21 protein-coding genes are annotated in these 23,079 nt (G+C 69.4%); 4 read left to right on the plus strand and 17 right to left on the minus strand.

Annotated features, from left to right (window positions below; all coding sequences use genetic code 11):
- The coding region (locus AF1_RS15565) for a type ISP restriction/modification enzyme (RefSeq protein ID WP_303621240.1) at positions 1 to 1,248 on the plus strand (1,248 nt) is incomplete at its 5' end.
- A gap of 236 nt (positions 1,249 to 1,484) precedes the next feature.
- Here AF1_RS15565 and AF1_RS34425 read toward each other — a convergent pair.
- Complete coding sequence (locus AF1_RS34425; protein ID WP_131732840.1) at positions 1,485 to 1,751, minus strand: hypothetical protein; 267 nt, start codon at positions 1,749 to 1,751, stop codon at positions 1,485 to 1,487.
- Positions 1,752 to 2,411: 660 nt separating this feature from the next.
- On the opposite strand from AF1_RS34425, the gene AF1_RS15575 reads away from it, so the two are divergent.
- On the plus strand, positions 2,412 to 2,921 hold the full coding sequence (locus AF1_RS15575; RefSeq protein ID WP_131732841.1) for an Lrp/AsnC family transcriptional regulator: 510 nt from the start codon (positions 2,412 to 2,414) through the stop codon (positions 2,919 to 2,921).
- Here AF1_RS15575 and AF1_RS15580 read toward each other — a convergent pair.
- The 7 genes from AF1_RS15580 to AF1_RS36385 form a co-directional block, all read right to left on the minus strand.
- A complete protein-coding gene (locus AF1_RS15580) occupies positions 2,900 to 3,628 on the minus strand; it encodes a gamma-glutamyl-gamma-aminobutyrate hydrolase family protein (RefSeq protein ID WP_067798775.1) in 729 nt (242 codons plus the stop codon). The genes AF1_RS15575 and AF1_RS15580 overlap by 22 nt on opposite strands.
- Before the next feature lie 38 nt (positions 3,629 to 3,666).
- The gene (locus AF1_RS15585) at positions 3,667 to 5,139 is read right to left on the minus strand and encodes an APC family permease (protein WP_067798778.1); all 1,473 of its coding nucleotides are present in this window, start codon (positions 5,137 to 5,139) and stop codon (positions 3,667 to 3,669) included.
- 25 nt (positions 5,140 to 5,164) lie between these two features.
- Complete coding sequence (locus AF1_RS15590) at positions 5,165 to 6,442, minus strand: YlbE family protein (RefSeq protein ID WP_207394142.1); 1,278 nt, start codon at positions 6,440 to 6,442, stop codon at positions 5,165 to 5,167.
- 10 nt (positions 6,443 to 6,452) lie between these two features.
- On the minus strand, positions 6,453 to 7,796 hold the full coding sequence (locus tag AF1_RS15595; RefSeq protein WP_067798783.1) for a hypothetical protein: 1,344 nt from the start codon (positions 7,794 to 7,796) through the stop codon (positions 6,453 to 6,455).
- Positions 7,797 to 8,178: 382 nt separating this feature from the next.
- The gene (locus AF1_RS15600; protein WP_131732842.1) at positions 8,179 to 9,480 is read right to left on the minus strand and encodes a hypothetical protein; all 1,302 of its coding nucleotides are present in this window, start codon (positions 9,478 to 9,480) and stop codon (positions 8,179 to 8,181) included.
- Positions 9,481 to 9,589: 109 nt separating this feature from the next.
- On the minus strand, positions 9,590 to 10,264 hold the full coding sequence (locus tag AF1_RS15605) for a LuxR C-terminal-related transcriptional regulator (protein ID WP_242608943.1): 675 nt from the start codon (positions 10,262 to 10,264) through the stop codon (positions 9,590 to 9,592).
- Positions 10,261 to 11,508 (minus strand): ATP-binding protein, encoded by a 1,248-nt coding sequence (locus AF1_RS36385; RefSeq protein ID WP_067798795.1) that lies wholly within the window; start codon positions 11,506 to 11,508, stop codon positions 10,261 to 10,263. Before AF1_RS36385 ends, AF1_RS15605 begins: the two co-directional genes overlap by 4 nt.
- Before the next feature lie 142 nt (positions 11,509 to 11,650).
- On the opposite strand from AF1_RS36385, the gene AF1_RS15615 reads away from it, so the two are divergent.
- Positions 11,651 to 12,280: a hypothetical protein gene (locus tag AF1_RS15615; protein ID WP_067798797.1), complete on the plus strand. Its 630-nt coding sequence runs from the start codon at positions 11,651 to 11,653 to the stop codon at positions 12,278 to 12,280.
- A gap of 116 nt (positions 12,281 to 12,396) precedes the next feature.
- Here the strand turns inward: AF1_RS15615 and AF1_RS15620 are convergent, their stop codons facing one another.
- Complete coding sequence (locus tag AF1_RS15620; protein WP_067798800.1) at positions 12,397 to 13,188, minus strand: SAM-dependent methyltransferase; 792 nt, start codon at positions 13,186 to 13,188, stop codon at positions 12,397 to 12,399.
- A gap of 687 nt (positions 13,189 to 13,875) precedes the next feature.
- Here AF1_RS15620 and AF1_RS15630 point away from each other — a divergent pair.
- Entirely contained in the window at positions 13,876 to 15,237 is a 1,362-nt protein-coding gene (locus AF1_RS15630; protein ID WP_067798806.1) for a M28 family peptidase, read from the plus strand.
- Between the two features lie 126 nt (positions 15,238 to 15,363).
- Here AF1_RS15630 and AF1_RS15635 read toward each other — a convergent pair whose 3' ends face one another.
- From AF1_RS15635 to AF1_RS15670, 8 genes are all read right to left on the minus strand, one after another.
- Complete coding sequence (locus tag AF1_RS15635) at positions 15,364 to 16,524, minus strand: MFS transporter (protein ID WP_067798809.1); 1,161 nt, start codon at positions 16,522 to 16,524, stop codon at positions 15,364 to 15,366.
- Between the two features lie 126 nt (positions 16,525 to 16,650).
- Positions 16,651 to 16,932, minus strand: coding sequence for an HAD family hydrolase (locus AF1_RS15640; RefSeq protein ID WP_131732843.1), 282 nt, complete (start codon positions 16,930 to 16,932; stop codon positions 16,651 to 16,653).
- Positions 16,892 to 17,779 carry a YdcF family protein gene (locus AF1_RS15645; protein WP_067798816.1) on the minus strand — a complete coding sequence of 296 codons (888 nt, stop codon included), beginning with the start codon at positions 17,777 to 17,779 and terminating at the stop codon, positions 16,892 to 16,894. The genes AF1_RS15640 and AF1_RS15645 overlap by 41 nt, the downstream gene beginning before the upstream one ends.
- A gap of 19 nt (positions 17,780 to 17,798) precedes the next feature.
- Positions 17,799 to 18,623 carry an NAD-dependent epimerase/dehydratase family protein gene (locus AF1_RS15650; protein WP_067798819.1) on the minus strand — a complete coding sequence of 275 codons (825 nt, stop codon included), beginning with the start codon at positions 18,621 to 18,623 and terminating at the stop codon, positions 17,799 to 17,801.
- 715 nt (positions 18,624 to 19,338) lie between these two features.
- A complete protein-coding gene (locus tag AF1_RS15655) occupies positions 19,339 to 20,790 on the minus strand; it encodes a glycine hydroxymethyltransferase (RefSeq protein ID WP_084262965.1) in 1,452 nt (483 codons plus the stop codon).
- Between the two features lie 126 nt (positions 20,791 to 20,916).
- Entirely contained in the window at positions 20,917 to 22,272 is a 1,356-nt protein-coding gene (locus tag AF1_RS15660; RefSeq protein WP_207394143.1) for an aldehyde dehydrogenase family protein, read from the minus strand.
- Positions 22,269 to 22,826 carry a cupin domain-containing protein gene (locus tag AF1_RS15665; RefSeq protein ID WP_067798825.1) on the minus strand — a complete coding sequence of 186 codons (558 nt, stop codon included), beginning with the start codon at positions 22,824 to 22,826 and terminating at the stop codon, positions 22,269 to 22,271. Before AF1_RS15665 ends, AF1_RS15660 begins: the two co-directional genes overlap by 4 nt.
- Entirely contained in the window at positions 22,823 to 23,077 is a 255-nt protein-coding gene (locus tag AF1_RS15670) for an indolepyruvate ferredoxin oxidoreductase subunit alpha (protein ID WP_067798828.1), read from the minus strand. The genes AF1_RS15665 and AF1_RS15670 overlap by 4 nt, the downstream gene beginning before the upstream one ends.
- Between the last annotated feature and the right edge of the window lie 2 nt (positions 23,078 to 23,079).

Consider the following 23,079-nt stretch of genomic DNA (forward strand, 5'->3'; position numbering starts at 1 on the left):
AGTGATCTCATGCCTTGGCGCTCCCGAGGCGTCACCCCAGGACGGACCTGGGTCTACGCACCCACAGCCGACCTGCTACGAGACCGCTGGCGCGCGTTTCTGGCCGCTCCGGCCGGGGAGCGCCGTGAACTCTTCCGGGAAGGCCGGGACCGAACCTTGCACAGCAAGGTCAAGCCGCTGCCCGGCTTCCCGCGCCCCCTTCGACCGCTGGCAGAAGAGTTCGGTTCCTGTCCCGAACCGGTCCAAGTGGCCTACCGCTCATTCGACCGGCAGTGGCTCATCCCCGACAACCGGCTCCTGGTCATGGCCCGCCCCCCGCTCTGGCAGGTCCGATCCGAGCAGCAGATCTATGTCTCCGAGCAGGACGCCCACCAGATCGAGGACGGCCCGGCATTGACCTTCACCGGACTCGTACCGGACCTCCACCACTACTGTGGCTGGGGTGGCGGAGGGGTGCGCCCGCTCTGGCGCGATCCCACAGGCAACGTTCCCAACATGACCGGCAAGTTGCTCAACCATCTCAGCGGCGTATTGGGGCTCTCCGTCTCCGCGCCGGATGTGCTGGCCTACATCGCGGCTGTGACCGCCCACCCCGGGTACACCCACCGGTTCAAACAACAGCTACGACAGCCAGGCGTACGAGTCCCGATCACCGCGGACCCGGCGTTGTGGGGCGACGCGCTGACCATCGGCCACGAGGTCCTCTGGCTCCACACGTACGGCAGCCGCCTCAGTGATCCCGCCATGACGCTTAAACGCTCCGAGCGTGCCGTCGTCGAGCGCTTCGGCATCAAGTGCCTGGCTCCCGTGAGATCACTCCCCGAGCGGCTTCCCGAGCACCTCGCCTACGATCCGGATGCACAAACGCTTTACGTCGGCAGCGGAGCCTTCGCACCCGTGCGGCAGGAAGTCATCGACTACACGGCCTCCGGTCGGCGTGTGGTGTGGCGTTGGTTGAACGACCGGACCACCCGCCCCCGGAACAAGCGCAGGTCGTCAGAGCTCGACGACATCACGCAGACCGCCTGGAGCCGTACCCTCACGTTCGAGTTCCTGGCACTTCTCTCCGTCTTGACAGGATGCGTACTCCTGCACCCGGAACAGGAACGACAGCTAGACGAGATCTGTGCAGGTCCGCTGATCAGCAACAGCGACCTCAGCAACGCCGGAGTCCTCCCCGTCCCCCTCGCCGCCACAAAGCCACCGACATCAGCACCACCCAACTCCTCTCCCCTCCCCGGCAGCTGACCTCGGTCCTCGCCTCACCGCATGGTTCCCCGCCCGCTGTGACCCACTTCGTCCTCACGCCCCGGTGGTGGAGCCGGGCCGCACGATCATCAGCACCACCACGACCGCCCAGAGCAGGTTGAAGATTCCCGTCAGCATGGTCAGTCGCGTCGCTGCCGCACGCGCCGTCTCGCCGGCAACTCCGTCAGCCGCTCGGTGGGCCTCGATCTGGGCGAGCAGCCTCCGCTGCTACGAGCTCACCGGCGCGGGACGCCGCCGCCGACTTGACCCCCCGACAGCCCTCCGGCGAGCGCGCCGCCCGCCAGGCCATCGGCCAGTTCGGCACGGTCGCCGAGCTCGCACCGCACTTTCAGCGCGAGCTCACCATCGCCCAAGCCCGGCACACCGCGGGCGCCATCGCGGTCCTGGTGCCGTTCCTGTTCGCCTGCTGGCACTCGGCGGAGCTCGCGGACGGCTCCGCCGACGGGCGGCTCCCCGAGCTCGTCCAGCTGACGGCCGCGCACCTGGGAGGCGTGGCGGCCACCACCGCGCCCGACTCTCGCCGCGCGGTGGCGTCGCGGGGAAGCAGGGCGAAGCTTGACCGAACCCCGCCGGCCCGCCGATCTCGCTTTCAATCCGTAGGCCGTGGGCTTGAGCCCCACGCGAACGGTTTGGGGTTGGTGTTCCTCTGCTGGGCCCAGGCGCGGACGCCGGCTTCGAGGGCTTGGACAACTCGGCCGCGCGGTGCCGGCGGTGCAGATCTCTCTTGAGCCCACTCTCGCCGGCGACTGCGGTCGGCACGCACGCCGGTGAATGAGCCAGCCGGAGGGCGGCAGGTGCAACTGGAGCGACCCCGGCCACAGCCTTGTTGATCTTGGCTGCAGACCGCGATCAACGCCACCGATCCAACAAGTTGGATGCCTCTCCGCTCGCCGCCGCTTGACGCAGAGAGGTGCCTTTAACTGGGCAGGCCACTGCAGTTGGTCAGACCGAGGGCGGATCGCGGGGGGGGGACCGGCGTCGGACGCTTCGCAGCCGAATCTGTTTGGGTGCAGTTCCATGAAGTGAGCACGGTGATCAGACGGTGAGTGCGTACTCGTCTTGGCGGTGGGTGCGTTCATGCTCGCGGCGCACGTGGAAGGCCCAATAGTGGTCAAGGTCGTTGTTGGCGATACCCTGGGCGAGTGGGTGGCAAGGAGGATTCTCAGGGCGGCATGAGGCCGGGACATATCGCCCCTTCACTGTCAGTGCTGGACAGCACCGATCGTGAGATCCTTCGGATCCTCCAGAAAGACGGGCGCACGTCGAACTCCGCGATCGCGAGGCGGCTGGGGATCACCGAGACGACCGTGCGTAAGCGCATCGCGGCGATGCGCGACCGGGACCTCATCGAAATCGTCGCGGTGCCCACTCCCCGGCTGGCCGGGTACAACATCTCGGCGATCATCGGGCTCTCGGTGAGCCTCACTCACCTTCGCGAAGTGAGCCAGAAACTGGTCGAAGCGCCGGAGGTCCGCTATTGCGGTCTGTCCACGGGGCGTTTCGACGTGATGATCGAGGCTTTCTTCTACGACAAGGAGCACCTGCTCCGATTCACCACCGAGGTACTCGGAGCGCTGCCGGGAATCACCGCCGTGGAGACCTCGCTCATCCTCAAGATCGAGAAGTTCTCCTACGAGTGGGAACTCGGCTGAGCGGTCCGGCGCACGGCCGCCACACCGACGAACTGCTCGAACAGCCCGGTCATTCCGCTCTCCTCCGCGTGGCCCTGCACCCCGCAGGCGAAGGTCCGGTCACGAACCTCGATACCCTCGATGATCCCGTCCTCGGCCCACGCCGACTCCACCACTCCCCGGCCGAGGTCACCGACCGCCTGATGGTGGTGGGTGGCGATGTCGGCGCGTTCCCCGAGCGCGGCGTGCAACCTGCTGCCGGGCCGGGTGGTGATCGGGTGCTTTCCGAACCCTGAACGGACCGGCAGATGCGTGTCGGTATGGACGACATCGGGAAGATGCTGGATCAGGGTGCCGCCGCGTACGACGTTGAGCAATTGCATGCCCCGGCAGATGCCGAGGATGGGCAGGTCGGCGGCCAGGGCGAAGCCGGTGAGCCGGATCTCCCACTCGTCCCGCAGCGCGTCCGCCGCGCGCACGGACGGATGCGGTCGCGCCCCGTACCGCCGGGGGTCGATGTCCCCTCCCCCGGCCAGCACCAGGCCGTCGAGCTTCTCGACCACGTCGGATGCCGCCCCCAACTGGGGAGGGAGGACGGCGGCGAGGCCGCCGGCGGCCAGGACCTGCTCGTGGTAGGCCACCGGAAGCACGACCGCTCGCCGCCGCCGGACATCCCATGCGGATTCAGCCAGGTCGGCGCTGATGCCGATCAGAGGCTTGCCCGTCACGACTACCTCGCGGTTGGCGTTCCGTACCGGCGGAACGCTCAGAAGACCTCGGTCTTGGTCAGCCGGGCGTAGACATCCGGGTGGCCCTGTTTGAGCTGCAGCGACCGCACGGTTCCGGCGAGGAACGCCAGCGGAATGAAGCTGAGAAGGAGGAAGTTCACCCAGTCGGTGCGGCCCGACAGCAGCTCGAAGTTGCGCGCCACCAGCCACGACGCGACGCCCAGTCCGGCGAGACTGAGAAGTGGCGCCACCGTTGTGCTCCACACGCTCAGCCCATGCGTGGTGTTCACCCGGTTGAAGTAGACCGCGATCGCGAGGGAGCACAATGCCTGCAGGACGATCACGGCCAGCACGCCCGGCGCCACCAGCAGCAGGAACACCTGAAGGTAGGGGTCGGCTCCCGCGAGCACGAACGCGGTGACCGCCACCAGGCCGATGGCCCCCTGGACGGCGCTGGCCACGTACGGCGAATGGTGGTCGGGGTGGACACGGGCGAGCTTGCCGGGCAGCATCTTTTCGCGTCCGAGTGTGAACAGGTACCGCGACGCGGTGTTGTGGAAGGCCAGCGTGGACGCGAACGCACTGGTCACCAGCAGGATCTCCATCACGACCACCGCACCGTGCCCGACGTACTTCTCCGTCGCGGCGAACACCAGCCCGACCGGGTCGGCGGTGGCGGCGTCCACGATCGACGCCTTGCCGTAGGCGACGTAGACGATCCATGCCATGAACGTGTAGAAGAGGGCCAGGAATCCCACGGCCAGGTAGACGGCCCGGGGGACGGTCCGCTCGGGGTCGCGGGCCTCTTCCGAGTAGATCGCGGTCGACTCGAACCCGATGAACGCGCCGAACACGATGGCGAACATCGCGCCCGTGCCGCCGCCCGCGAAGATCGCCGATGGGGAGAAGGAGTGCAGGTCGAGACCGTCCGCGCCGCCCTGCCAGAGCACCGGCGCGGCGAGGACCAGCAGGATCGCGGCCTCCGACAGCAGGGCGACGCCGAGCACCTTCGCGCTGAGCGAGATCTGCCGGTGGCCCAGGTAGACCACGATGGCCAGCGCGGTGAACGAGAACACCGGCCACGGCACGTCGATCCCGAGGGCGTCCCGGACCGGCACCGCGGCGAAGGCCCCGACCGCCCCGAGCTGGCCGATGGCGATCACCGAGTACGCCGCCATCGCCAGCGTGGCCGCCCCGCCGCCGACCGGCCGGCCGAGGCCCTGCCCGATGTAGGAGTAGAAGGCGCCGGCGTTCTTGATGCGCAGCGCCATCCGGGTCAGGCCGACCGCGAACAGCAGGAGCACGATGCCCGCGACGAGCTGGGCGCCGGGGGCTCCGATCCCGCCGATCATGAAGGCCAGCGGGGCGAAACCCGCGACCACCAGGAGTGGCCCGGCCGCGGCCACGACGAAGAAGGCCAGCTCGAAGGGGCCCATTCGGCCCTGGATCAGGGGCGCGGACGCGTTCGCCGCTCTGCCGCCGACGGTGTTCGCCTGCTCCGGGTTCGTCATGGCTGTCTCCAGGGGTGCATCGTGGTCAGGAAGCGATCGAGGTCGGGTAGCGCTCCGCGTAGGCGGCGGCCGCGGCGGTGAACGCCTCGATGCGGGGCCGCAGGACGCCGGCGCCGATCTGGCCTCCGGACCGTCCGGCCAGGCCGCCGTCGATCAGCGGAGTGACGCCGGTGGCGACGACGGCGTGCAGGTCGATGCCCACCGGCGTTCCGCGGAAGTCGAACGCCGGGATCCGGTAGGTGGGATGCTCGGCCGAGGTGATGGCGTACATCGCCTCGTTGTTGGCCATCATCGCCTGGAAACTGCCGCCCTGGTAGTCCATCAGCGACGGGGCGCACGCCTGTGCCATCCCGCCGAGGCCGACGGTCTCGGTGACGCAGCTCTCTCCGCCGATCCATTCGGCGTCGGCCGCGGTGAAACCGTCGAAGAACCGTCCTTGAAGCTCGGGGTGGCCGCCGCGGAACCACTCCTGGCCCAGACCGCTGACGCGGAGCGCGAACTCGCGGCAGTTGATCGCCATTCCCGTGACCAGGCTGCTGTGCTCGACGCCGTGGGCGGCGTCCGCGGTGGCCTTGGCCGCGGCCATGCCGAGTCTCAGGAAGGTGTAGTCGTTCGCCAGGAAGAAGTCCATGACCTCCTCCACCCGCGTCCGCCACTCCGCCGCCGTGGCCAGTGCGAACAGCCGCGGGGTCAGCTCCCGCTGCAGCAGCAGGGTGGCCGCCGTGTTGCGGCTGTGCAGCTCGTCGCCCAGCCGCAACGCCCGGGCCATCATCGGCTTGAGCGGGATCGGGTCGCCGGCGAGGCACTCGGCCAGCACCGGCGCCATGGTCGACTCCAGCCACCGCAGCCCGTCGGCGACTTCTTGGTCGTAGGACCCGTAGTTGAGCCGGTAGCGGCTCTTGCCTTCGTAGAAGTTGCAGAAGGCGAGGTTGCCGTGGACGTCGTCGCGGACGATGAACACCGGCATCGAGGCGGTGTAGATGCCGGCGACCGAGCCTATGCAGTCGTGCTGCTGGGTGGAGCGCACCTGGATCTCGCCGCGATCGAGCTTGGCCTCGGCGTCCTCGGCGCTCCCCGCCAAGCCCTCGTAGACCGCGCCGTAGAGGATGGCGCGACGCTGGCCGCCCGTGTACTCGGGCCATTCCAGCGGTGCCCCGGAGGTCAGGATGGTGGTGGGCGTCATCCTGGGTACGACGTCACCCGCCGCGGCCACGCCCACCAGCATGGGCTCGGCGCCGACCATTCTCGCCGATGCCTCCGTGTTGGCCCGCAGGCGGCGCGCTTCGGCCGAGGTCTCGTTCACGGTGGGCATCTCAAAGCCTCTGCAGGTAGTTCCGGGTCTCCCAGTCGGTGACCACCGATCCGTACTCGCGGCACTCCGCCCGCTTGTAGTCCAGGAAGGTGCGGTGGAACTCCTTGCCCATGACCCGCTCGGCGAGGCCGTCGGCCTCGAACAGGTCCAGCGCCTGCTCCAGCGAGCGCGGCAGCGCGAGGTCGCCGTATCCGGCGAGTTCCTCCGCGCTCATCCGATAGGTGTCGCGGTTGAGCGGCTCGCCCGGGTCGAGCTTGTTGGCGACGCCGTCCAGCCCGGCGGCGAGGATCAGCCCGATGCCGAGGTGGTAGTTGACCGAGGCGTCCACGGTGCGCACCTCAAGGCAGTACCGGTTCACCGGCATCCGGCACATCAGGGTCCGGTTGTTCTCGCCCCAGCCCCGGTAGACCGGGGCCCAGGAGATCTCGTCCATGAACCCCTTGCTGGTGAACCGCTTGTAGGAGTTGACCGTCGGCGACGTCACCGCGCAAATGGCGCCCGCGTGGGCCAGCACGCCGGCCACGAAGTGGCGGGCGGTGTCGCTGTAACCGCCGCCGGACCCGGCCTCGAAGACGTTCCGGCCGGTCTCCTTGTCGGCCAGGCTGATGTTCACGTGCGACGCGGAGCCGAAGTCGTCCTGGAACGGCTTGGCCATGAACGTGGCGATGCAGCCGAGTTCGCGAGCGACGTGCTTGGCCATCAGCCGGAAGATCACCATGCGGTCGGCCATGGTGAGCGCGTCGGTGTAGTCGAAGTTGAACTCGTACTGCCCGTCGCCGCCCTCGTGGTCGAAGGAGTAGACGCCGTAGCCGAGCTGGTTCATGTACTCGACCATCGGCCCCAGGAAGGGCTCGGCCAGCACCGTGGTCTCCAGGTCGTAGCCCCGCGTCGGCGCGTCCAACCGGTCCTGCGGCACCAGCGGCTCCCACCCCTGGCCGGTCTCGCGCACGACGTAGAACTCCGGCTCGATCCCCACGTTGGCGACGAAGCCCATCTCCGCGGCCTCGTTGACCTGGCGGAGCAGGAAGTTGCGCGCCTCCTGCGGGTAGAGCCCGCCGTCGAGGTGCAGGCTGGTCGGCACCACCGCGAACTCCGGCTTCCAGGGCAGGATTACCAGCCGGTCCAGGTCGGGGATGCCCGCGCACTCGTCCTCATGCGGGCCGAGGTCGCCCATGCCCTCCAGCGCCCCCACGGTGTACAGCTCCGAGCCCTTCGCCATGGAGGGCAGCGACTCCACCGGGACGCACTTGCTCTTCGGCACCCCATGGATGTCCACATAGAAGCCGAACACGTACTTGACGCCCTGCTCGATCAACCGGTCTCGGAGGACTTCCAGCTGTGACACAAACCACTCCTCTGCTTGATTTCGACCCATAGTGGGGTTCTGTGGATCGAATGTCAACACTTCAAGGTCGCATAAGTGCATGATTTCGATTCCAGGCGTCAGGGCGTTGGGACGACGGAGGGCATGCCTGATGCCGCCTGAGGCTTCGGTAAGCCCCTGCGGACGATGCGCGATCGGGGTGGCGGCGGGGTCCACCGCTCACCGTGCGCGGCGACGCCTCATCGAGGACACGACTCACCGCGAACTGCTGACGCCTGCCTGCGAAGTACCGGCCGGAAGGTCTACGTGATCAATCCACTCGCCGGCACCGGCTATCGCGAACGGCGCACCACCGTTCGCCCCAGGGCGATCCCCCTGACACATGCGGGTTTCGGCCGGCGGCTCAGCGTTTGAGGAGGTAGGCCAGCATGGCGGCGGTCGTGAAGGCGACCAGGATGTAGAACATGACGTAGGCCATCAGCGCGACCGCCGCCAGGACGAGGACCGCGAACACGACGATCGAGATGACGGCGACGGCGGCGCTCCCCACGATGAAGGCCGACACGTTGGCGGCGGTGCCGTGCGCCAGCGTCAGCGCGGACGTGCCCGGCATGCCCCGGGGCGCGGGCAGCAGCACGGACACGAGGGCGAGCGCGCCGAACGAGACCAGGCCCGCCTGCGTGGCGAAGAACTCCAGGACCGTCCACAGCACGGACACCGGCCACTGCAGCGACCAGGTGTGCACCGCGTCGTTGAGCCAGTGCGTTTTCACCGCGAACGGCCCGGCCGCCACGGCGGGCGCGTGCTTGTAGATCTCTCCCCAGATCACCAGGACGGCGAGCACGGCGCCGAACAGCCCGGCCCGGCCTGGACGGCCGTGCGGCATGACGTCCGCCCGCATCAGCCTGGTCATGAGGAATGGGTAGCCGATCATCAAGGCGATGCCGAGCAGCAGGACGAGCAGGTACAGCGGGTACAGGAACGTGACGAGGATGGCGTTGTGCTCCATCCCGACACGGGGGATCGCATAGCCGAAGGCCAGGTCGGCGAACAGCGGGACCCAGGCGACCAGGCCGATGACGGCCGCCGCGACGCGCACCTTCTTGGGCAGCGCCGCCGCGCCCCACACCAGCAGTGCGGCGCCGCCGAGGAAGCACAGCACCAGGACGGCGGCGAGCCAGGTGGGCGAGGTGTGGGCGTCGTCGTTGCTCGCGCACTGGTCGCCGGTGGAGTCGAAGCAGGTGAAGAACGTCCTGCGGTTGCCGGTGGCGTCACCGCGGACCCAGCGCCGGTCGACCGACTCGTACCGGACGCCGAGCTTGAACTCCTTGGAGAGCCTCCGGCGCCCATCGCCCGACAGTACCGCCCGGTACGTCTCGTCACCGTCAACGCGGTCGAGGTGGAAGGCGAACGAACCGCCCTTTCGCGTCGTGGCCGACGCGGCAGGCTCCCATTCACCGCCGAACATGCCGCCCTCCCGTTGCAGCAGGACGTCCAGGCCCGAGGCGGCGCCCTGGAACCTGCCGCTGATCGTCACGGGTTCGCGGTTGGTCGGGTGTGAGGGGGTGGCGTGCAGCGACGGGGCGTCGGCACGTGCGCCCGGTGCGAGGACGCACAGGAACGCGACCACGAGCGTCGCTAAGGCGAGAAGACCGCGGAAGCGGGTGGTGCCGGGCTGTGAACAGGGAGGGGCTGAGAACGGCATGCGGCTCCTTGTGCGATCACGGTCCGCGCAGACGAGTCGGCGGCGGTGGCGGTGGCGGTGGCGAACGGGTGGGAGCCGGTGGACGAAGCGGTCGGGGCGCTGCGGTGGGTCAGGGAGGCGGGTCGCGCGGATACCGGTCAGTGAGCCCGGCGGGTTCCAGCCCGAGCGCGCGCTCCAGATCCGCGGGCGAGTGCTCGCGCAGGTAGGCGGCGAATTTATGCTTGACCTGGTCCATGTATCCGGACGCGGTCTTCTCGGTGATGAACAGGCGTCGCGCGATGCTGCGGAACGATTCGCCGCGGGCTCGTCCCGCCAGCACGTCCCGTTCCCGGGGTGACAGGCCGGGCAGCCGGCCGCGCCGTCCGGCCAGCTCCGCCAGCCCGGTCAGGGCTTGGGTGATGACGATCCGGCCGGCCGCGACATCGGCGGCGGCATCGGCGAGCACGGGCAGCGGCTCGGCCTTGTGCACGATGCCGCGCGCCCCCGCGTTCAAGCATGCGACCAGGACGGCGCGGCGCCGCTCGTTGGTGTAGACGAGGACGCGCCACCCGTCCGCGGCGAGCGCCGCCACCGCGTCGGGCCCCTGGAGGACGGGATCGGTTCCGGTGCCGGTCAGCGTGAGGTCGAGCAGGACGACCTCCGCGTGTGGGCGGACGGCCAGGAACTCCGCCACGTCCTGGCACGCGGCCACGACGTCCAGGCCCGGCACCAGGACCCGGAGGCCGTCCCGGATGAGGGTGTCGTCGTCGATCGCCGCCACCCGCACGCGGGGTTCGCCCGTCACGACGCGACCTCCGGCTCGACGGCCCCCCGCAAGGCGGGTCCGCCGGGCAGGGGTCCGCGCAGCGTGACCCGCGTACCGTCGCCGGGGACCGAGTGCACGTGCACGGCGATCCCGTGGGCGGCCAGAGCCTGCTCGACCTGGACGCGCAGCCCGAACCCGCGCGGCGTGGCGGCCGGGTCGAACCCGCGGCCGTCGTCGGCGACGGTCACCTCCCATTCGCCTTCGGCGGGATCGGCGTCGGCGTGCACGACGACGTTCGAAGCGTCCGCATGCACCCGCACGTTCGCCAGCAGGGTGCCCACGGCCGCGCGGACGGCCCCGGCGGCGGGTTCCGGCAGGCGGACACCGCCGGCCAGGTCCACGCTGGCCTCCACGGGCAGGTCGCGGTAGTCGCCGACGGCCGCCCGCAGCACCGAGACCAGTGGCGGGTCGCCCGCGTCCGCGTCCACCGGCGGGTCGGCCGCCGGGTCGTCCAGGAACGCGCGGACCCGGTTGGCCAGCGCCATCGCCTGCGCACGCAGCGGCCCGTCCAGCTCCTCGGGGACGCCGCCTCCGGCGAACAGCCGCAGCACGCTGATGTTGTCGTGCAGCAGCAGCCGCTGCCGTTCCCGCTCCCGCAGCCGCGCCGCCTCGGCCGCCGCCCGCGCCGCCTCCTCCCGCGCGCGCTCGACGTCGCCGGCCAGCCGCCGCAGGTAACCGATCAGCAGCCGGGCCAGCACCGCGAACCCGGCATAGGCGAACGCGTTGCCCAGCGCGGTCGCCGCCGCGCCGTCCGCTGCCCCCGGCAGGGTCGCGGCCAGGTAGCACCCGGCGAGGACGGCGACCGCGGCCGCAATGTGCCGCCGCCGCGTGAACACGACCGCCGCTCCCACGGCGGAGCTCAACGTGCAGGCGAACCCCCACGCCGTCCAGCTCCCCGTACGGTCGGACGCGGCGGTGAACAGCGGCTGGGCCAGCAGCACCGCACCCGCGGTCACCGTGTCGGCCCAGCCCCAGCGGCGGTCACGGTAGGCGCGGGCGCCGACCACGACCGCGCCGACCGCCACCGACTCGGCCAGGTAGCCGCCGAGGACCACCAGCAGCAGGACCGGCGAGGTCGCGTGCCGCAGGGCGACCGGCGACGCGACGGCGAACTGCGCCAGGTTCACCGCGCGCACGCCTGCGAACACCGCCACCGCGCACAACTCCACCCCCGCCGGAGTCGTCGGCAGCGCGGGCCGCCGCAGCCCGCCGATCAGCTTCATGCCCGCATGATCCCCGACCCCGTTCCGTCCGCACCACCCGGCATTTCCCGGGATTGTCCCGCCTTGATCGCGTGTGCGATCGTCTAGGGGCGGCCGCCGTGCACGCGGTGCTCCCAGGCCCGCGGCAAGGCAGGACGGTGACGTGTCCGACTTCGATGATCTGGTGTCGGCCGAGCGGCGCAGGCTCGACGAGCAGGCGGCGGCGCGCGCCGCGAGCGAGAACGCCCGGCGGCACGGCGAACTGCCCGAGTGGCAACAGGTCGTGGCCCGCGTCCAGGATCTGCTGTCGGCCTCGGCGCGCCACCTTCGGGACGCCGCCGTCCCGTCCGTCCCCGTGCTGGAGGCGCGCAAGCCCAACGAGCGGTTGGAGCTCTGGGGGTTCGTGCTCGCCGGCCGCGTCATGATCGTCGGCCGCCGCTGGCCGCTCGGGGCTTTCGCCCTGGACCCCGAGGGCCACGCCTACCCGATGGCCCGTACGGAGCCGCTGGTGCCCGCCTACCCGCTCTCGCAGAGCCCTCCGCGCAACAAGAAGCTGCGCAAGGCGCGGCTCCGGACGGGCCTGGCGGCCGACCAGCAGGTGATGTGGGCGAACAAGGATCCGTACATCCTCGACCCGGTCATGGGCGTCGAAACCGGTCGCATCGCCTGCTTCGGCAAGGGCGAGGACGGCACTCCGCTGCTGCTTTCGGCCGACACCGCCGTCGGCCAGCCCCTGGAGCCCTTCCTCGCGAAGGCCGTCGCCCGATGCGTCGCCCAGAACGGCCGCCGCTGACGCGGGAGTCGCAGACCTTCTTCCGGACGCGGGCGCCGCCGGGACACCCGCCTTTCTCCATCAGTGCGGAAAGGAGTTGGCCGGCACCACCGGGTTCGCCGGGGAAGCGAGGGTGGTCACGGCTTGCGCCCGATACCGGCGTACCCGTCGACCGGGTCGCCGGTCAGGGCCGGGTGGACGGGCCTCCACTGGGTGATCTCGACCAGGCCCGGATCCACCGGCTCCAGCCCGCGGAAGAACATGGCGATCTGCTCCACCGAGCGGGCCGTCATGGGGGCGGTGCTCTCGGCCTGGTTCCACATCTCGATCGCCCGGTCGGTGCGCTCGCCGTGCACCACGTTGGTCGTGGCGTACAGCGCCAGATACGACCCCGACGGCAGCGCTGCCACCAGACGGTCGACGATGCCGAAGGCCTGCTGGTCGTCGGGGATGAACTCGGTGACGCCCATGAGCATCAGCGCGATCGGCTCGGTGAAGTCCAGCGTCCGGCCGGCCTGTTTCAAGATCGTGTCGGGGTCGCGCAGGTCGGCGTGGATGTAGTCGCAGGCGCCCGCGGGATGGCTGGTCAGCAATGCCCGGGCGTGCGCCAGCACCAGGGGGTCGTGGTCGACATAGACGATTCGCGTCTCGGGCGCGGACCGTTGCGCGACCTCGTGGGTGTTGTCGACCGTGGGCAGACCCGTTCCGACATCCAGGAACTGCCGGACCCCGGCCTCTTCGACCAGGTAGGACACCGCCCGGTTGAGGTACTGGCGGGACTCGCGGGCCAGCCGGGCCACCTCCGGCAGCATCTGCATGGCCTGATCACCGGCCTCCTGGTCGGCCGGGTAGTTGTCCTTGCCACCGAGGATGTAGTTCCACACGCGCGCGGAGTGCGGGACATCCGGGTTGATGCTCGGTTTGTTCATCAGGGCCTCGATATGAGAGGAATATATCGGTTTACACCGTAGGAGCCGCTGAGGGCAGTAGAGAGCGGAACGGGGGCACCGGACCCGGCCAACTGTGGTCATGACGGGACGCGGACCATTGGTCAGAGTGCCCCTGGCCGGGAACGTCCCCAAGGATCATCCGCAACCGGCGCCCGCGTCTCCACCATCGCGGTGACCGAAGTGGACCCACACGCGAAGCTCGGACTGAAGGTGACGTACTACCCGCAGAGACAACCAGTGGAGGCCAGGCAGTCCCGGCTTCACATGTGCCAATGGTTTGTTCTGAGGTCGGTTCAAGACTAAAAACTCAAATCCAATTCCATTACACGCTGTACCGCAGCCGCATAGCGGTGGTCGCGCACATGCGCGGTCGACGCCGTCGAGAGCCGGGACGAGCGGAGACGTGCTGTCACCTCCCTGACGTGCTTGATCATCGCACCGTCCAGGGAAGGGGCGCACAATGTGACGCCGGTCCACTCGCTCTCGATCAACATGATCAACATTTATCACGATTCGGTTGCGGAATGTCGGGCCATTATTGTCGGTGTTGAGGTGATTTCGTAGATTCGCGCGAACGGGGGCATAGTTCCTTGCCGCGCCGTCGTTCGCCACCGGCTCGCGATCCGAGCTCGGCGGGCACGGCCTCTATCTCCCTGAGGAGACGCCATGTCCGAGGTCAAACGCCGTGACCTGCTGGCCGGAGTCGCGGCCTTCGCCGGGTTCGCGACCGTCGGCCTGCTCCCCGGTACCGCCGCCGCCGCGACCCGGCAGCGCCCCGGTGCCACCCTGCCGCCCTCCCTCACCGCCGGCGACAAGGCCGTGGTCGCCCGCGTCGACGCCCGCCGGGCGCTGCGGCACCTGGAGGTGCTCAGCAACGAGATCGGCTGGCGCGTCGCCGGCACCCCGGCCGAGCACCGCGCCGCCCGCTACATCGCCGAGTATCTGCGCGACCTCGGCTACAAGGTCGAACTACAGCCCTTCCCCGTCGCCGACAAGTACCTGGCGGAGATCCACGCCCGAGGCGAGCGGCCCTGGCAGTGCAGCGCCTCCCCGCAGGGCGCCGTCGCCTCTGTGCACGGCGAGGTCGTGGACGTGGACCGGGTCACCGAGGTCACCGGCGATGTGCGCGGCAGGCCGGTGCTGTTCGACCGCGTGGTCGGCATGGAGACCGAACAGGCCAAGGCCGCCGCGGACGCGGGCGCCAGCGCGGCGCTCATCATCAACGCACGCTCGGTCACCTATCCCGAGCGCAAGCCCGGCTCTTTCACCCCGAACCTGAAGGCGCCGGTCGCGATCCCGGTGCTGGGCCTGGCCGAATACCACGGCGAACGGATCCGCGCGGGCGCCCGGCAGCTGTCCTTCGAGGTCACCCATCACTCCGGGCTGACCTCGTACAACGTCCTGGCCGAGCGGAAATCGTCGCTGCCCAACCCCGAGGGCAAGGCCGTCATCGTCAGCGCACACTACGACAGCGTCCCCGGCTCGCCCGGCGGCAACGACGACGGCAGCGGAACCGCACTGTGCCTGGAGTTGGCGCGCGTTCTGAAGCGGCTCCCCACCCAGCAGGCGATCCGCATCTGCCTGTGGGCCTCGGAGGAGTACGGCCTGATCGGCGCCCGGCACTACGTGAAGCAGCTCGACGAGGCGGGCGTCAAGCAGATCACCGGCTGCTTCCAGAACGACATGGTCGCCACCAGCCATCCGCCTGCGGAAACGTACTGGCTGCTGTCCGTGGACGGCGCGGACAACACCACCACGGCCGCGGTGAACGCCGCCGCGCGCCGGCTCGGCTACGTCGACCAGACCGAGGGCCCCACCGCCCGCGGCTCCAGCGACCACGAGGCCTTCCACGAGCGCGGCATTCCGGCGGGCAACTTCAGCTGGCGCGGCAATGAGGCGCCCAGCCAGCTCGAACCGCTCTACCACACCCCCGAGGACACGATCGCCCAGAACGTCAGCCTGGAACGGCTCCAGGTGTCCCTCGAACTGATCGGCTGCGCCGCGTACGACGTGGCGCGCCGCAAGTAACAGCGGACGTGTGCCCGCCGCCCGCGGGCCTGCCTCCGGGCGGCGGGCACCCCGCGTCCCCGAAACGGATCCGCCGTTCGTCGGCGCCCTCGTCGGTGTGGGGTGTCCCCGGGTGAGGTGGCGTGGTCACCGGCGAGTCGACGGCGCCGACCGCCATGCCCAGGAGGCTGCGGCTATGGAGAGGACGCCGACCGCGGAAAGGACCAGGGGAATGGTCGCGGGCGCATGAGTGACGGGCCAGTTGATCAGGATCGGTAGCAGGGTACTTCCGACCATCGACGACGCTGACGCCATGCCGACGGCACGCCGGTCTCCGCCGAGCCGGACCAGCCAGGCGAGGCCCGTCGGAAAGACCGGGCCGAGTGCGAGGCCCGTGGCGGCGTAGGCGATGACGGATGCGTGTGGCACCGCGGCCAGAGCCAGGGCCATCGCCGTGCCGGCCAGCCCGAGGAGGATGATCTTTCTCTCCGGGGTCCTGGCCGCGTAGCAGGGAACCGCGAACTTGGCGACGGCGGTTCCCGCCCAGAAGGCGGCCAGGATCCGGGCGGCGTTCGCCGCGGAGAATCCCTGGCTCTGGAGATGGGTGGCGGCCCATCCCCCGACGCCCGTTTCCAGAACTCCGTAGCAGAGGTAGAGCAGCAGGAACGGCGCGATGAACCGCGAGATGGAGGTGCCGGACGAGGCACCGGGCGGCCGCGATTCCCCGCCCGCAGGCCAGCTATGCAGGCGCGAGATCCGGTAGCAGAAAATCACACCGAGCGTCACCGCCAGGAACCCGTACGGTCTTCCCGTGCCGATCGACCAGCCCGCCGCCAGCGGGCCGACGATCGTCCCCGCGGCGAACATCCCGTTGAGCAGGTTGATCAACGACACGCCCCGCTCCTGCCGGGCGAAGGCGGTGTTGGTGTACAAGGCCAGACCGCCCGACGCGAAGCCGGTCACCGAGGCGGATGCCACCGCGGGCTCCAGCCATGGCGAGAGGAACAGTCCCGCGTTTCCGGCCGCGTAGAGCGTCAGGGAGAACGGGAAGAACCGGCGTCCCGGCAACCGGATCAGCGACGCCATCAGCATGACCAGCAGTGACCCGGTGAAGTACCCGGTGATGAGCAGCGAGGACCGCGGGGTGTCCACGCCGAACCTGTCGTTGTACAGCGGCAACAGCGGGCCGAAACTCGCCTGCGAGACGCCGATGAGGAACAAGATCATCAGAGCCGGTGCGAACCCGGGCCGGCCGCCGGACCGCCGGCCGCCCTCCGCCGGGCGCGCCATGGCCGCTGGTTCGCCCATGGTCACCCCGTGACCAGCTCTCCGGCGGAGATGTCCTCGGCAATCACCAGGCAGTTGGGCATGGGCGGGGACACCGCGCCCAGCCCTCCCGTGACGGCGGCGCGCACCTTGGCGGGCACCACGGGCCTACCGTCCGGGTGGCACGGCGTCGCGGAGAGCGGCGGCGCCCGGGGTCGGACGCAGCCCGGCGAAGTCGTGTTCCTCGCCCTCGGCATCCAGGCGCGGCGCCACCAGCGGGACGGCATCGATGTCGCGGCGCCCGCGCAAACCGGCGAAGGGAAGGTCGGTGTCGGCGGGCCGTTCTGCAGCCCACGTCCGCCGGTTGCACTCGATGGGCGGCAGCGAGTCGGCGAGCACACCGCCGAGGTCAAAGAGGGGGTGGGCGCAGTACATCCGGGTCGTTTGCATGACCGGGGCGCCTTTCGAGTGGGGTCGGCAGGAAGTCGGGACCGAAAAGCAGGGTGGCCGCCACAGTTCGGGCCAGCGCCTCGGACTCGTGATCGGAGAAGGTCTTCTGCCGTTCTGCGGGCAGCTCTGAATGCTGGACTGCCACCACTCGGCATTCCGGAAGGACCAGCTTGGCGATGTAACGCACTCGGTCCGCGTGGTAGGCGGAGGTGATCAGGTAGGCGTCCGCGAAATCGTGATAGTCACGCAATTCCCGCAGGAAAAGAAGGTCGTCGTAGGTGTGGCGTGTCTCCAGGCAGGCGAGGATGTCACTCAGGAGGACACCCTGCGGTTCCAGCCACCGCAGGCAGTGTTTCCAGTGTGGTTCGCGGGTCGTATTGAACTGCCGGCCGAATCCCCCCGTCAGGACGATCCGGGCCCCCGATGTCCGGCGTGCGACGTCGACGGCCGTTCGTGTCCGGTCCTTCGCCATGACGCTGAGGCCGCCCCGGTCGTCGTTCGGAGCCGCCAGCACGACGACCACCGCCGGGATCCGCCCCGCGGCGACGGCCCCCTCCGCCGCGGGAGGCGACATGGTACGGGCCAGGCACGGCCGGAAGCCGGGGCCGCCCACCGCCCGGGTGAGCGCCGCGAGACCTCGCCGGTCGCCCTCGATGGCGACACAGCCGGACATCACGACCGAGGTCCCGGTGGCCTTGCCCGCGCGCACCAGACCGGGGACCGGCTCGGGAACGATGATCCGCACGTCCGCCGACGCCGGATGGTCCGTCCGCCAGTGCGCCGAGCAGGCGCCGTCGACGACCAGGGTGCAAGCGCGAGACGGACCGCCGTCGCGCTCGACGACCACACCTACCGTGAACAATGTGTCAGGCTTCTGAGAACTGCCGGTAGTGCACGATGGTGCGTTCTAACTCCTCCGCGCGGAACTCCGGATGCCAGCCCAGGGCGTCCCATCCTTCGCCCTCTGCCACGAGATCCGATGACGCGGTCTCCCCCTTGCGCATGGGAAGGTACTCGACTCCCGCCCTGGACCCTGTCACCTCAAGGACCCACTCCGCGACCTGGTTCACCGTGAAGGCCCGTCCCGTGCCGCCGTCGAAGACCTGCCGGTCACCGAAGCCCAGGGCATCGACGAGCATGCGGCCGAGATCCGCCGAGTGAACCAGGTCGATGGTCTGGGTGCCGTCGCCCCAGATCGGGATGGGCCGTCCGCTCCAGGCGCGGACTGCGAACGTCGGGACGATCTTCTGGACGCCGTAGTGCTTCTGGCCCGGGCCGAACGCGTTGAACGCCCGGACATGACTCACCGGCACCCCGAAATTGACATTCCACGCATAGGCAAGGTCCTGCCCGCACCGTTTGGTCGCCTGGTACACGTTGTTCCACACCTGCGGCATGGTGATGCCGACGAACCTGGCGCCGTTGTCACGGCATGCTTCAAGAACCCGGTACGTGCCCTTGACGTTGACGTCGACGGCCGCCTCGGTCGATCCGAACAGCTCTTCGGTGCCCAGGATTCCGGCCAGGTGGATCACTCCGTCCGTCCCACGCACCGCGGGGCCCAGCTTGTCCTCCAGAATGTCGACACCGGAGGCACGGTCGATCGAGAAGGCTTCATGGCCGCGGTCTCGGAGATATTGAACGGCGTAACGGCCAATGAATCCGTCACCGCCGGTCACGGCGTATCGCATTTCATTTCCTTCCGGGTCGGGTTCAGCTCGCGCATTGGCCAGGAGGAGGCTGCCCTATTCATGGGAAGGGAGCTGCTCATGTCGATGAAACGATGGGGGCACATCTTGCCATCGCCGCGTCCGAGCGCTGGAACGCATACCCGGGCACGATGTCCCCGTCGCCGGGGCCGACATCCAGTTCGGCATCGCGATACTTCCGTCGCTGGCCGCCAATGACACAGAACGAGACTAGTAGTCAATATCTTGTAGACAAGATGTGCCCGTGTCCGGAATCGGCCACTTAGGCACGCAAAGGCCGACGAGCTGCGCAGATCACGGAGAGTTTCCACGGGTGTCGTTGACGATTGGGTGCACCCGCCAATAGCTTCGCCGGCCAGGCGGCCAGACTAGTTGCAGCCAAACAACATTCGGACACTTACCAGCATGCACTAGTCACTTCGTCGACCGTATGCCGATAAATTTCATCTGAAGCATTCAGTCCACTTCTACCGAGGGATCACGCCTTTCGGCCGCTCCCCCGGCCATGATGACCGGGGCAGCACAGCCGGCAGCATCCGGTCCCCGTCGTCCGGATCAGGCCGGTCGATCTGACGGCGCAGCACCGCGGTCTCCGGTTCCCTCGCTCGGTCACCGCACCCGAACTCCGCACCCCGCAGGCTCATGCAGCGCGTGGTGCGCCCGGAGCCCGGCCGGGCTCCGGGCTCGCGTTGATGGTCTACCGGCCGCCCAGATCGACCTCCGGGTAGAGCGGGAAGCCGGCGAGCAACTCGGTGACACGGCCGCCGGCCTCGGCCGCGACGCCCTCCTGCATCACGTAGCGCACCTTGGAGGGTGTTCCGTCCGCGTCGGTCCCCGGGGCGGTCTGCCGCAGGACGGTGTCGATGAGGTCCGCGATCTCGGCCATCTCCGCCGTGCCGAAGCCGCGGGTGGTCAGCGCCGGGGTTCCCAGGCGCACACCTGAGGTGTACCAGGCGCCGTTGGGATCCTGCGGGACCGTGTTGCGGTTGGTGACGATGCCCGCGTCCAGCAGCGCCGCCTCCGCCTGCCGGCCGGTAAGCCCGTAGGGGGTGACGTCGAGCAGGACAAGGTGGTTGTCCGTTCCACCGGTGACGGGCCTGGCACCGTGGCCGAGCAGCCCTTCGGCGAGGGCGACGGCGTTGTCCACGACCTGACGGGCGTAGGCGCGGAACTGCGGCTGCCGCGCCTCCGCCAGCGCGACGGCCTTGGACGCCATGACGTGCGGCAGCGGCCCGCCGAGGACCAGCGGGCAGCCTCGGTCGACGAACGGGGCGAGGTCGTCGTCGCACAGCACCATGCCGCCGCGCGGGCCGCGCAGGGACTTGTGCGTCGTCGTGGTGACGATGTTGGCGTGCCGCACGGGGTCGAAGTCGCCTTCCATGACCTTACCGGCCACCAGCCCGGCGAAATGCGCCATGTCCACCATGAGGGTCGCGCCGACCTCGTCGGCTATCTCGCGCATCACCCGGAAGTTCACCAGTCTGGGGAAGGCCGAATATCCGGCGACGAGGATGAGCGGCCGGAATTCGCGGGCGATCTCACGCACCTGGTCGTAGTCGAGCAGTCCCGTCTTCGGGTCGGTCCCGTAATTACGCTGGTGGAACATCTTGCCGGAGATGTTCGGCCGGTAGCCGTGGGTGAGGTGACCGCCGGCGTCCAGCGACATGCCCAGCAGTCGCTGATCGCCGAGGGAGGCGCGCAACGCGGCCCAGTCCGACTCACTGAGGTCGTTCACGTTGCGGACACCGGACCGGATCAACGCCGGCCGTTCCACCCGCTGCGCGAGAATTGCCCAATACGCAACGAGATTGGCATCGATACCGGAATGTGGTTGCACATAGGCATGTCCGGCACCGAACAGTTCGCGGGCGTGCTCGGCGGCGATCGTCTCCACCGCGTCGACGTTGCGGCAGCCCGCGTAGAACCGCCGGCCCACCGTGCCCTCCGCGTACTTGTCACTGAGCCAGTTGCCCATGGCCAGCAGCACGGCGGGCGATGCGTAGTTCTCGCTCGCGATCAACTTCAGCGAATTGCGCTGACCATGGAGTTCACTCTCGATGGCAGCGGCGATACGAGGTTCGATTCGCTTGATCACCTCTAGCCCGCTGCGGAAGGCGAGTGACTCCGGCAATTGTCCGGATATGGTCATGAGCGTCCCCTCTCAACCTGACTGGCGCGGTCACCACAGTAGCGGTCATCACGATCGGTCCGCCGAGTGAAGGGTGGGGGCGACTTTCCCGGACGAGTCCCGTCCGAGTTCCGAACGAGGCGTTCTTCACGGAAGAGGTGACGTCACCGACAAATCGACGGTGACCGTCTTGGGCCGCTGATATTCCGCCAGGGCGAGCACGCTCAGATCCGTGCCGTTGCCTGAAGCGCCACGCCCGCCGTGGGGGAGTTCGGCACTCTGCACCAGGTGGCAGTTGACCCATACCTCCCCGGCCCGCAGGCCACGTGCGGTGAGCAGCGCCGAGGAGATGTCCGCGGACCAGACACTGGCGGCCAGCGCCTGGGGCATGCCGTTGGCCAGTTCGAGCGCCTCGGCGGCGTTCGAGGCGCGCTGCACGGTCAGCACCGGCGCGAACACCTCCTCCGTGATCGCCGGGTCGTCCGCCGGCAGATCGGCCAGCACACATGCCGGTCGCCAGAACCCGCCGCCCGGTCCGGCGACGGTGCCGGCCTTCCGGATCCCCGCCTTCGCGCCACCGACGAGCCGGTCGTAACGGTCCGCCTGGTCGGGGTTGTTCAGCGGTCCGAAGTCGCGACCCGCGGTCCGCTCGGCCAACGCCGCTGAGAGCTGCTCGACGACGCCGTCGTAGGCGGAGCCGATCGCGATGACCCGGGCCGGGGCGGCGCAGCTCTGGCCGGCGTTGTAGGTGACCGCGTCGGCGAGCGCATCCCATGTCCGGTAGGGGGCGTCGGGGAAGACGATCACGGGGCAGTTGCCGCCGAGTTCGAGGCTGATCCTGCGCAGGCCCGCCCGCCGCGCGACGTCCGTGCCTCCCCGCACACTGCCGGTGAAGGCGATCGCGTCCACGTCCGCCTCGACAAGGAGCCGGCCGCACTCCCGTCCGCCGGTCACCGTCCGCAGTACGCCTGGCCCGAGGCACTCGGCCGCGTCCTCGGCCAGCAGCAGGGCGGAGTCCGGGGTGGTCTCGGCGGGTTTCAACACGACCGTGTTCCCGGCGGCAAGCGCCGGAGCGCACCGCCATGCGGCCATCAGCAGCGGGTAGTTCCACGGAACGATCGCGGCGACCACCCCGCACGGCTCCCAGCGAACCCAGCTCTCATGGCCCGCTATGAGCTGGCCACCGGCAGGAGCGAGATCACCGCGGATCGCGCCCCCGTAGAAACGGAACAGGTCGGCCGCCTGACTGATCTCAGGCAGCGCCTCACCGCCGGGCTTGCCGGTGCCGGCCCGCTCCGCATCGCCGTAGGCGGCGGCCCGCTCCGCCACACGTGCCGCCAGCCTGGCCAGCCGCTCCGCCCGTTCCCGTGTGGTCAGCGCCGACCATGTGGTGGCCGCCCGGCGGGCGGCCATGACCGCCTCCGCGACGGCACTCGCGTCCCCGTCGGGGCAGGTGCCGCGTACCGAGCCGGTGCATGGATCGACGAGGTCGAACGTCGTCACGTCACCCCCACGCAGGCTGCGCATGGGCAGTGCACGCAGCGCAGAGTGTGCAGCCGCTCCGGGAGCCTGGCCGACACACCGCAGATCGTGCAGTCCAGATCGCCCTCGGGCGCCAGGACCTCGGTGTAGGGAACCAGATCCATTCGCTCGGCCGAGTCGACCCTCTTGTGCGGGGCGCCGACGGCCAGGATCAGATGGTCACTGATCGCGCCCACCGCGTGCGGGACCGAGCCCTCGATGAGGAAGATCTGGCCCGCCTCGGTGCGGTAGACCCGGCCACCATAGGTGATGGTGCCGACACCTCCGATGACGGCGAGCACATGGTGGCCGGGGTGGGTGTGCGGCGCGAATCCGGCTCCGGCCGCCAGCCTGATCACGTCGGCACCGATGGTCCCGTTGGACACCAGGGCCTGCCCGGTGGCATTGACCGCGCCGACCATCTTGACGGCCCGCTCGTCGTGCGGGATCGACAGGCGGGTGAGGTCCGCGCCGATGTCACCGTCCGCCCAGGACAAAATGGCGAGTTCGGGCCGGTCAGTATTCGCCGTCGTCATTCGGCCCCCTCGGGGAGAAAGAAGTCCGCGTTCTTGGTGACGTAGGGCCGCCACTCCTCGGGCACCTCGGACTCGGGATAGATCGCATCGACCGGGCAGACCGTGACGCAGACGTCACAGTCGATGCACCGCTCCGGGTCTATGAAGTACTGGTTCGCGGCATCGTCGGTCTCGATGCAATCGGCGGGGCAGACATCCACGCACGCCCCGTCCTTCACTCCCTCGCAGGGCTGGGTAATGACCAACGCCATCA

Source organism: Actinomadura formosensis NBRC 14204 (genome assembly GCF_001552155.1).
GTDB lineage: Bacteria > Actinomycetota > Actinomycetes > Streptosporangiales > Streptosporangiaceae > Spirillospora > Spirillospora formosensis.

Coding starts and splice junctions, on each gene's coding strand:
- AF1_RS15585 (WP_067798778.1), bottom strand. CDS start 5,139: ATGACGAACCCGGAGCAGGCGAACACCGTCGGCGGCAGAGCGGCGAAC.
- AF1_RS15600 (WP_131732842.1), bottom strand. CDS start 9,480: ATGCCGTTCTCAGCCCCTCCCTGTTCACAGCCCGGCACCACCCGCTTC.
- AF1_RS36385 (WP_067798795.1), bottom strand. CDS start 11,508: ATGAAGCTGATCGGCGGGCTGCGGCGGCCCGCGCTGCCGACGACTCCG.
- AF1_RS15620 (WP_067798800.1), bottom strand. CDS start 13,188: ATGAACAAACCGAGCATCAACCCGGATGTCCCGCACTCCGCGCGCGTG.
- AF1_RS15630 (WP_067798806.1), top strand. CDS start 13,876: ATGTCCGAGGTCAAACGCCGTGACCTGCTGGCCGGAGTCGCGGCCTTC.
- AF1_RS15635 (WP_067798809.1), bottom strand. CDS start 16,524: ATGGGCGAACCAGCGGCCATGGCGCGCCCGGCGGAGGGCGGCCGGCGG.
- AF1_RS15640 (WP_131732843.1), bottom strand. CDS start 16,932: ATGCAAACGACCCGGATGTACTGCGCCCACCCCCTCTTTGACCTCGGC.
- AF1_RS15650 (WP_067798819.1), bottom strand. CDS start 18,623: ATGCGATACGCCGTGACCGGCGGTGACGGATTCATTGGCCGTTACGCC.
- AF1_RS15655 (WP_084262965.1), bottom strand. CDS start 20,790: ATGACCATATCCGGACAATTGCCGGAGTCACTCGCCTTCCGCAGCGGG.
- AF1_RS15665 (WP_067798825.1), bottom strand. CDS start 22,826: ATGACGACGGCGAATACTGACCGGCCCGAACTCGCCATTTTGTCCTGG.
- AF1_RS15670 (WP_067798828.1), bottom strand. CDS start 23,077: ATGGCGTTGGTCATTACCCAGCCCTGCGAGGGAGTGAAGGACGGGGCG.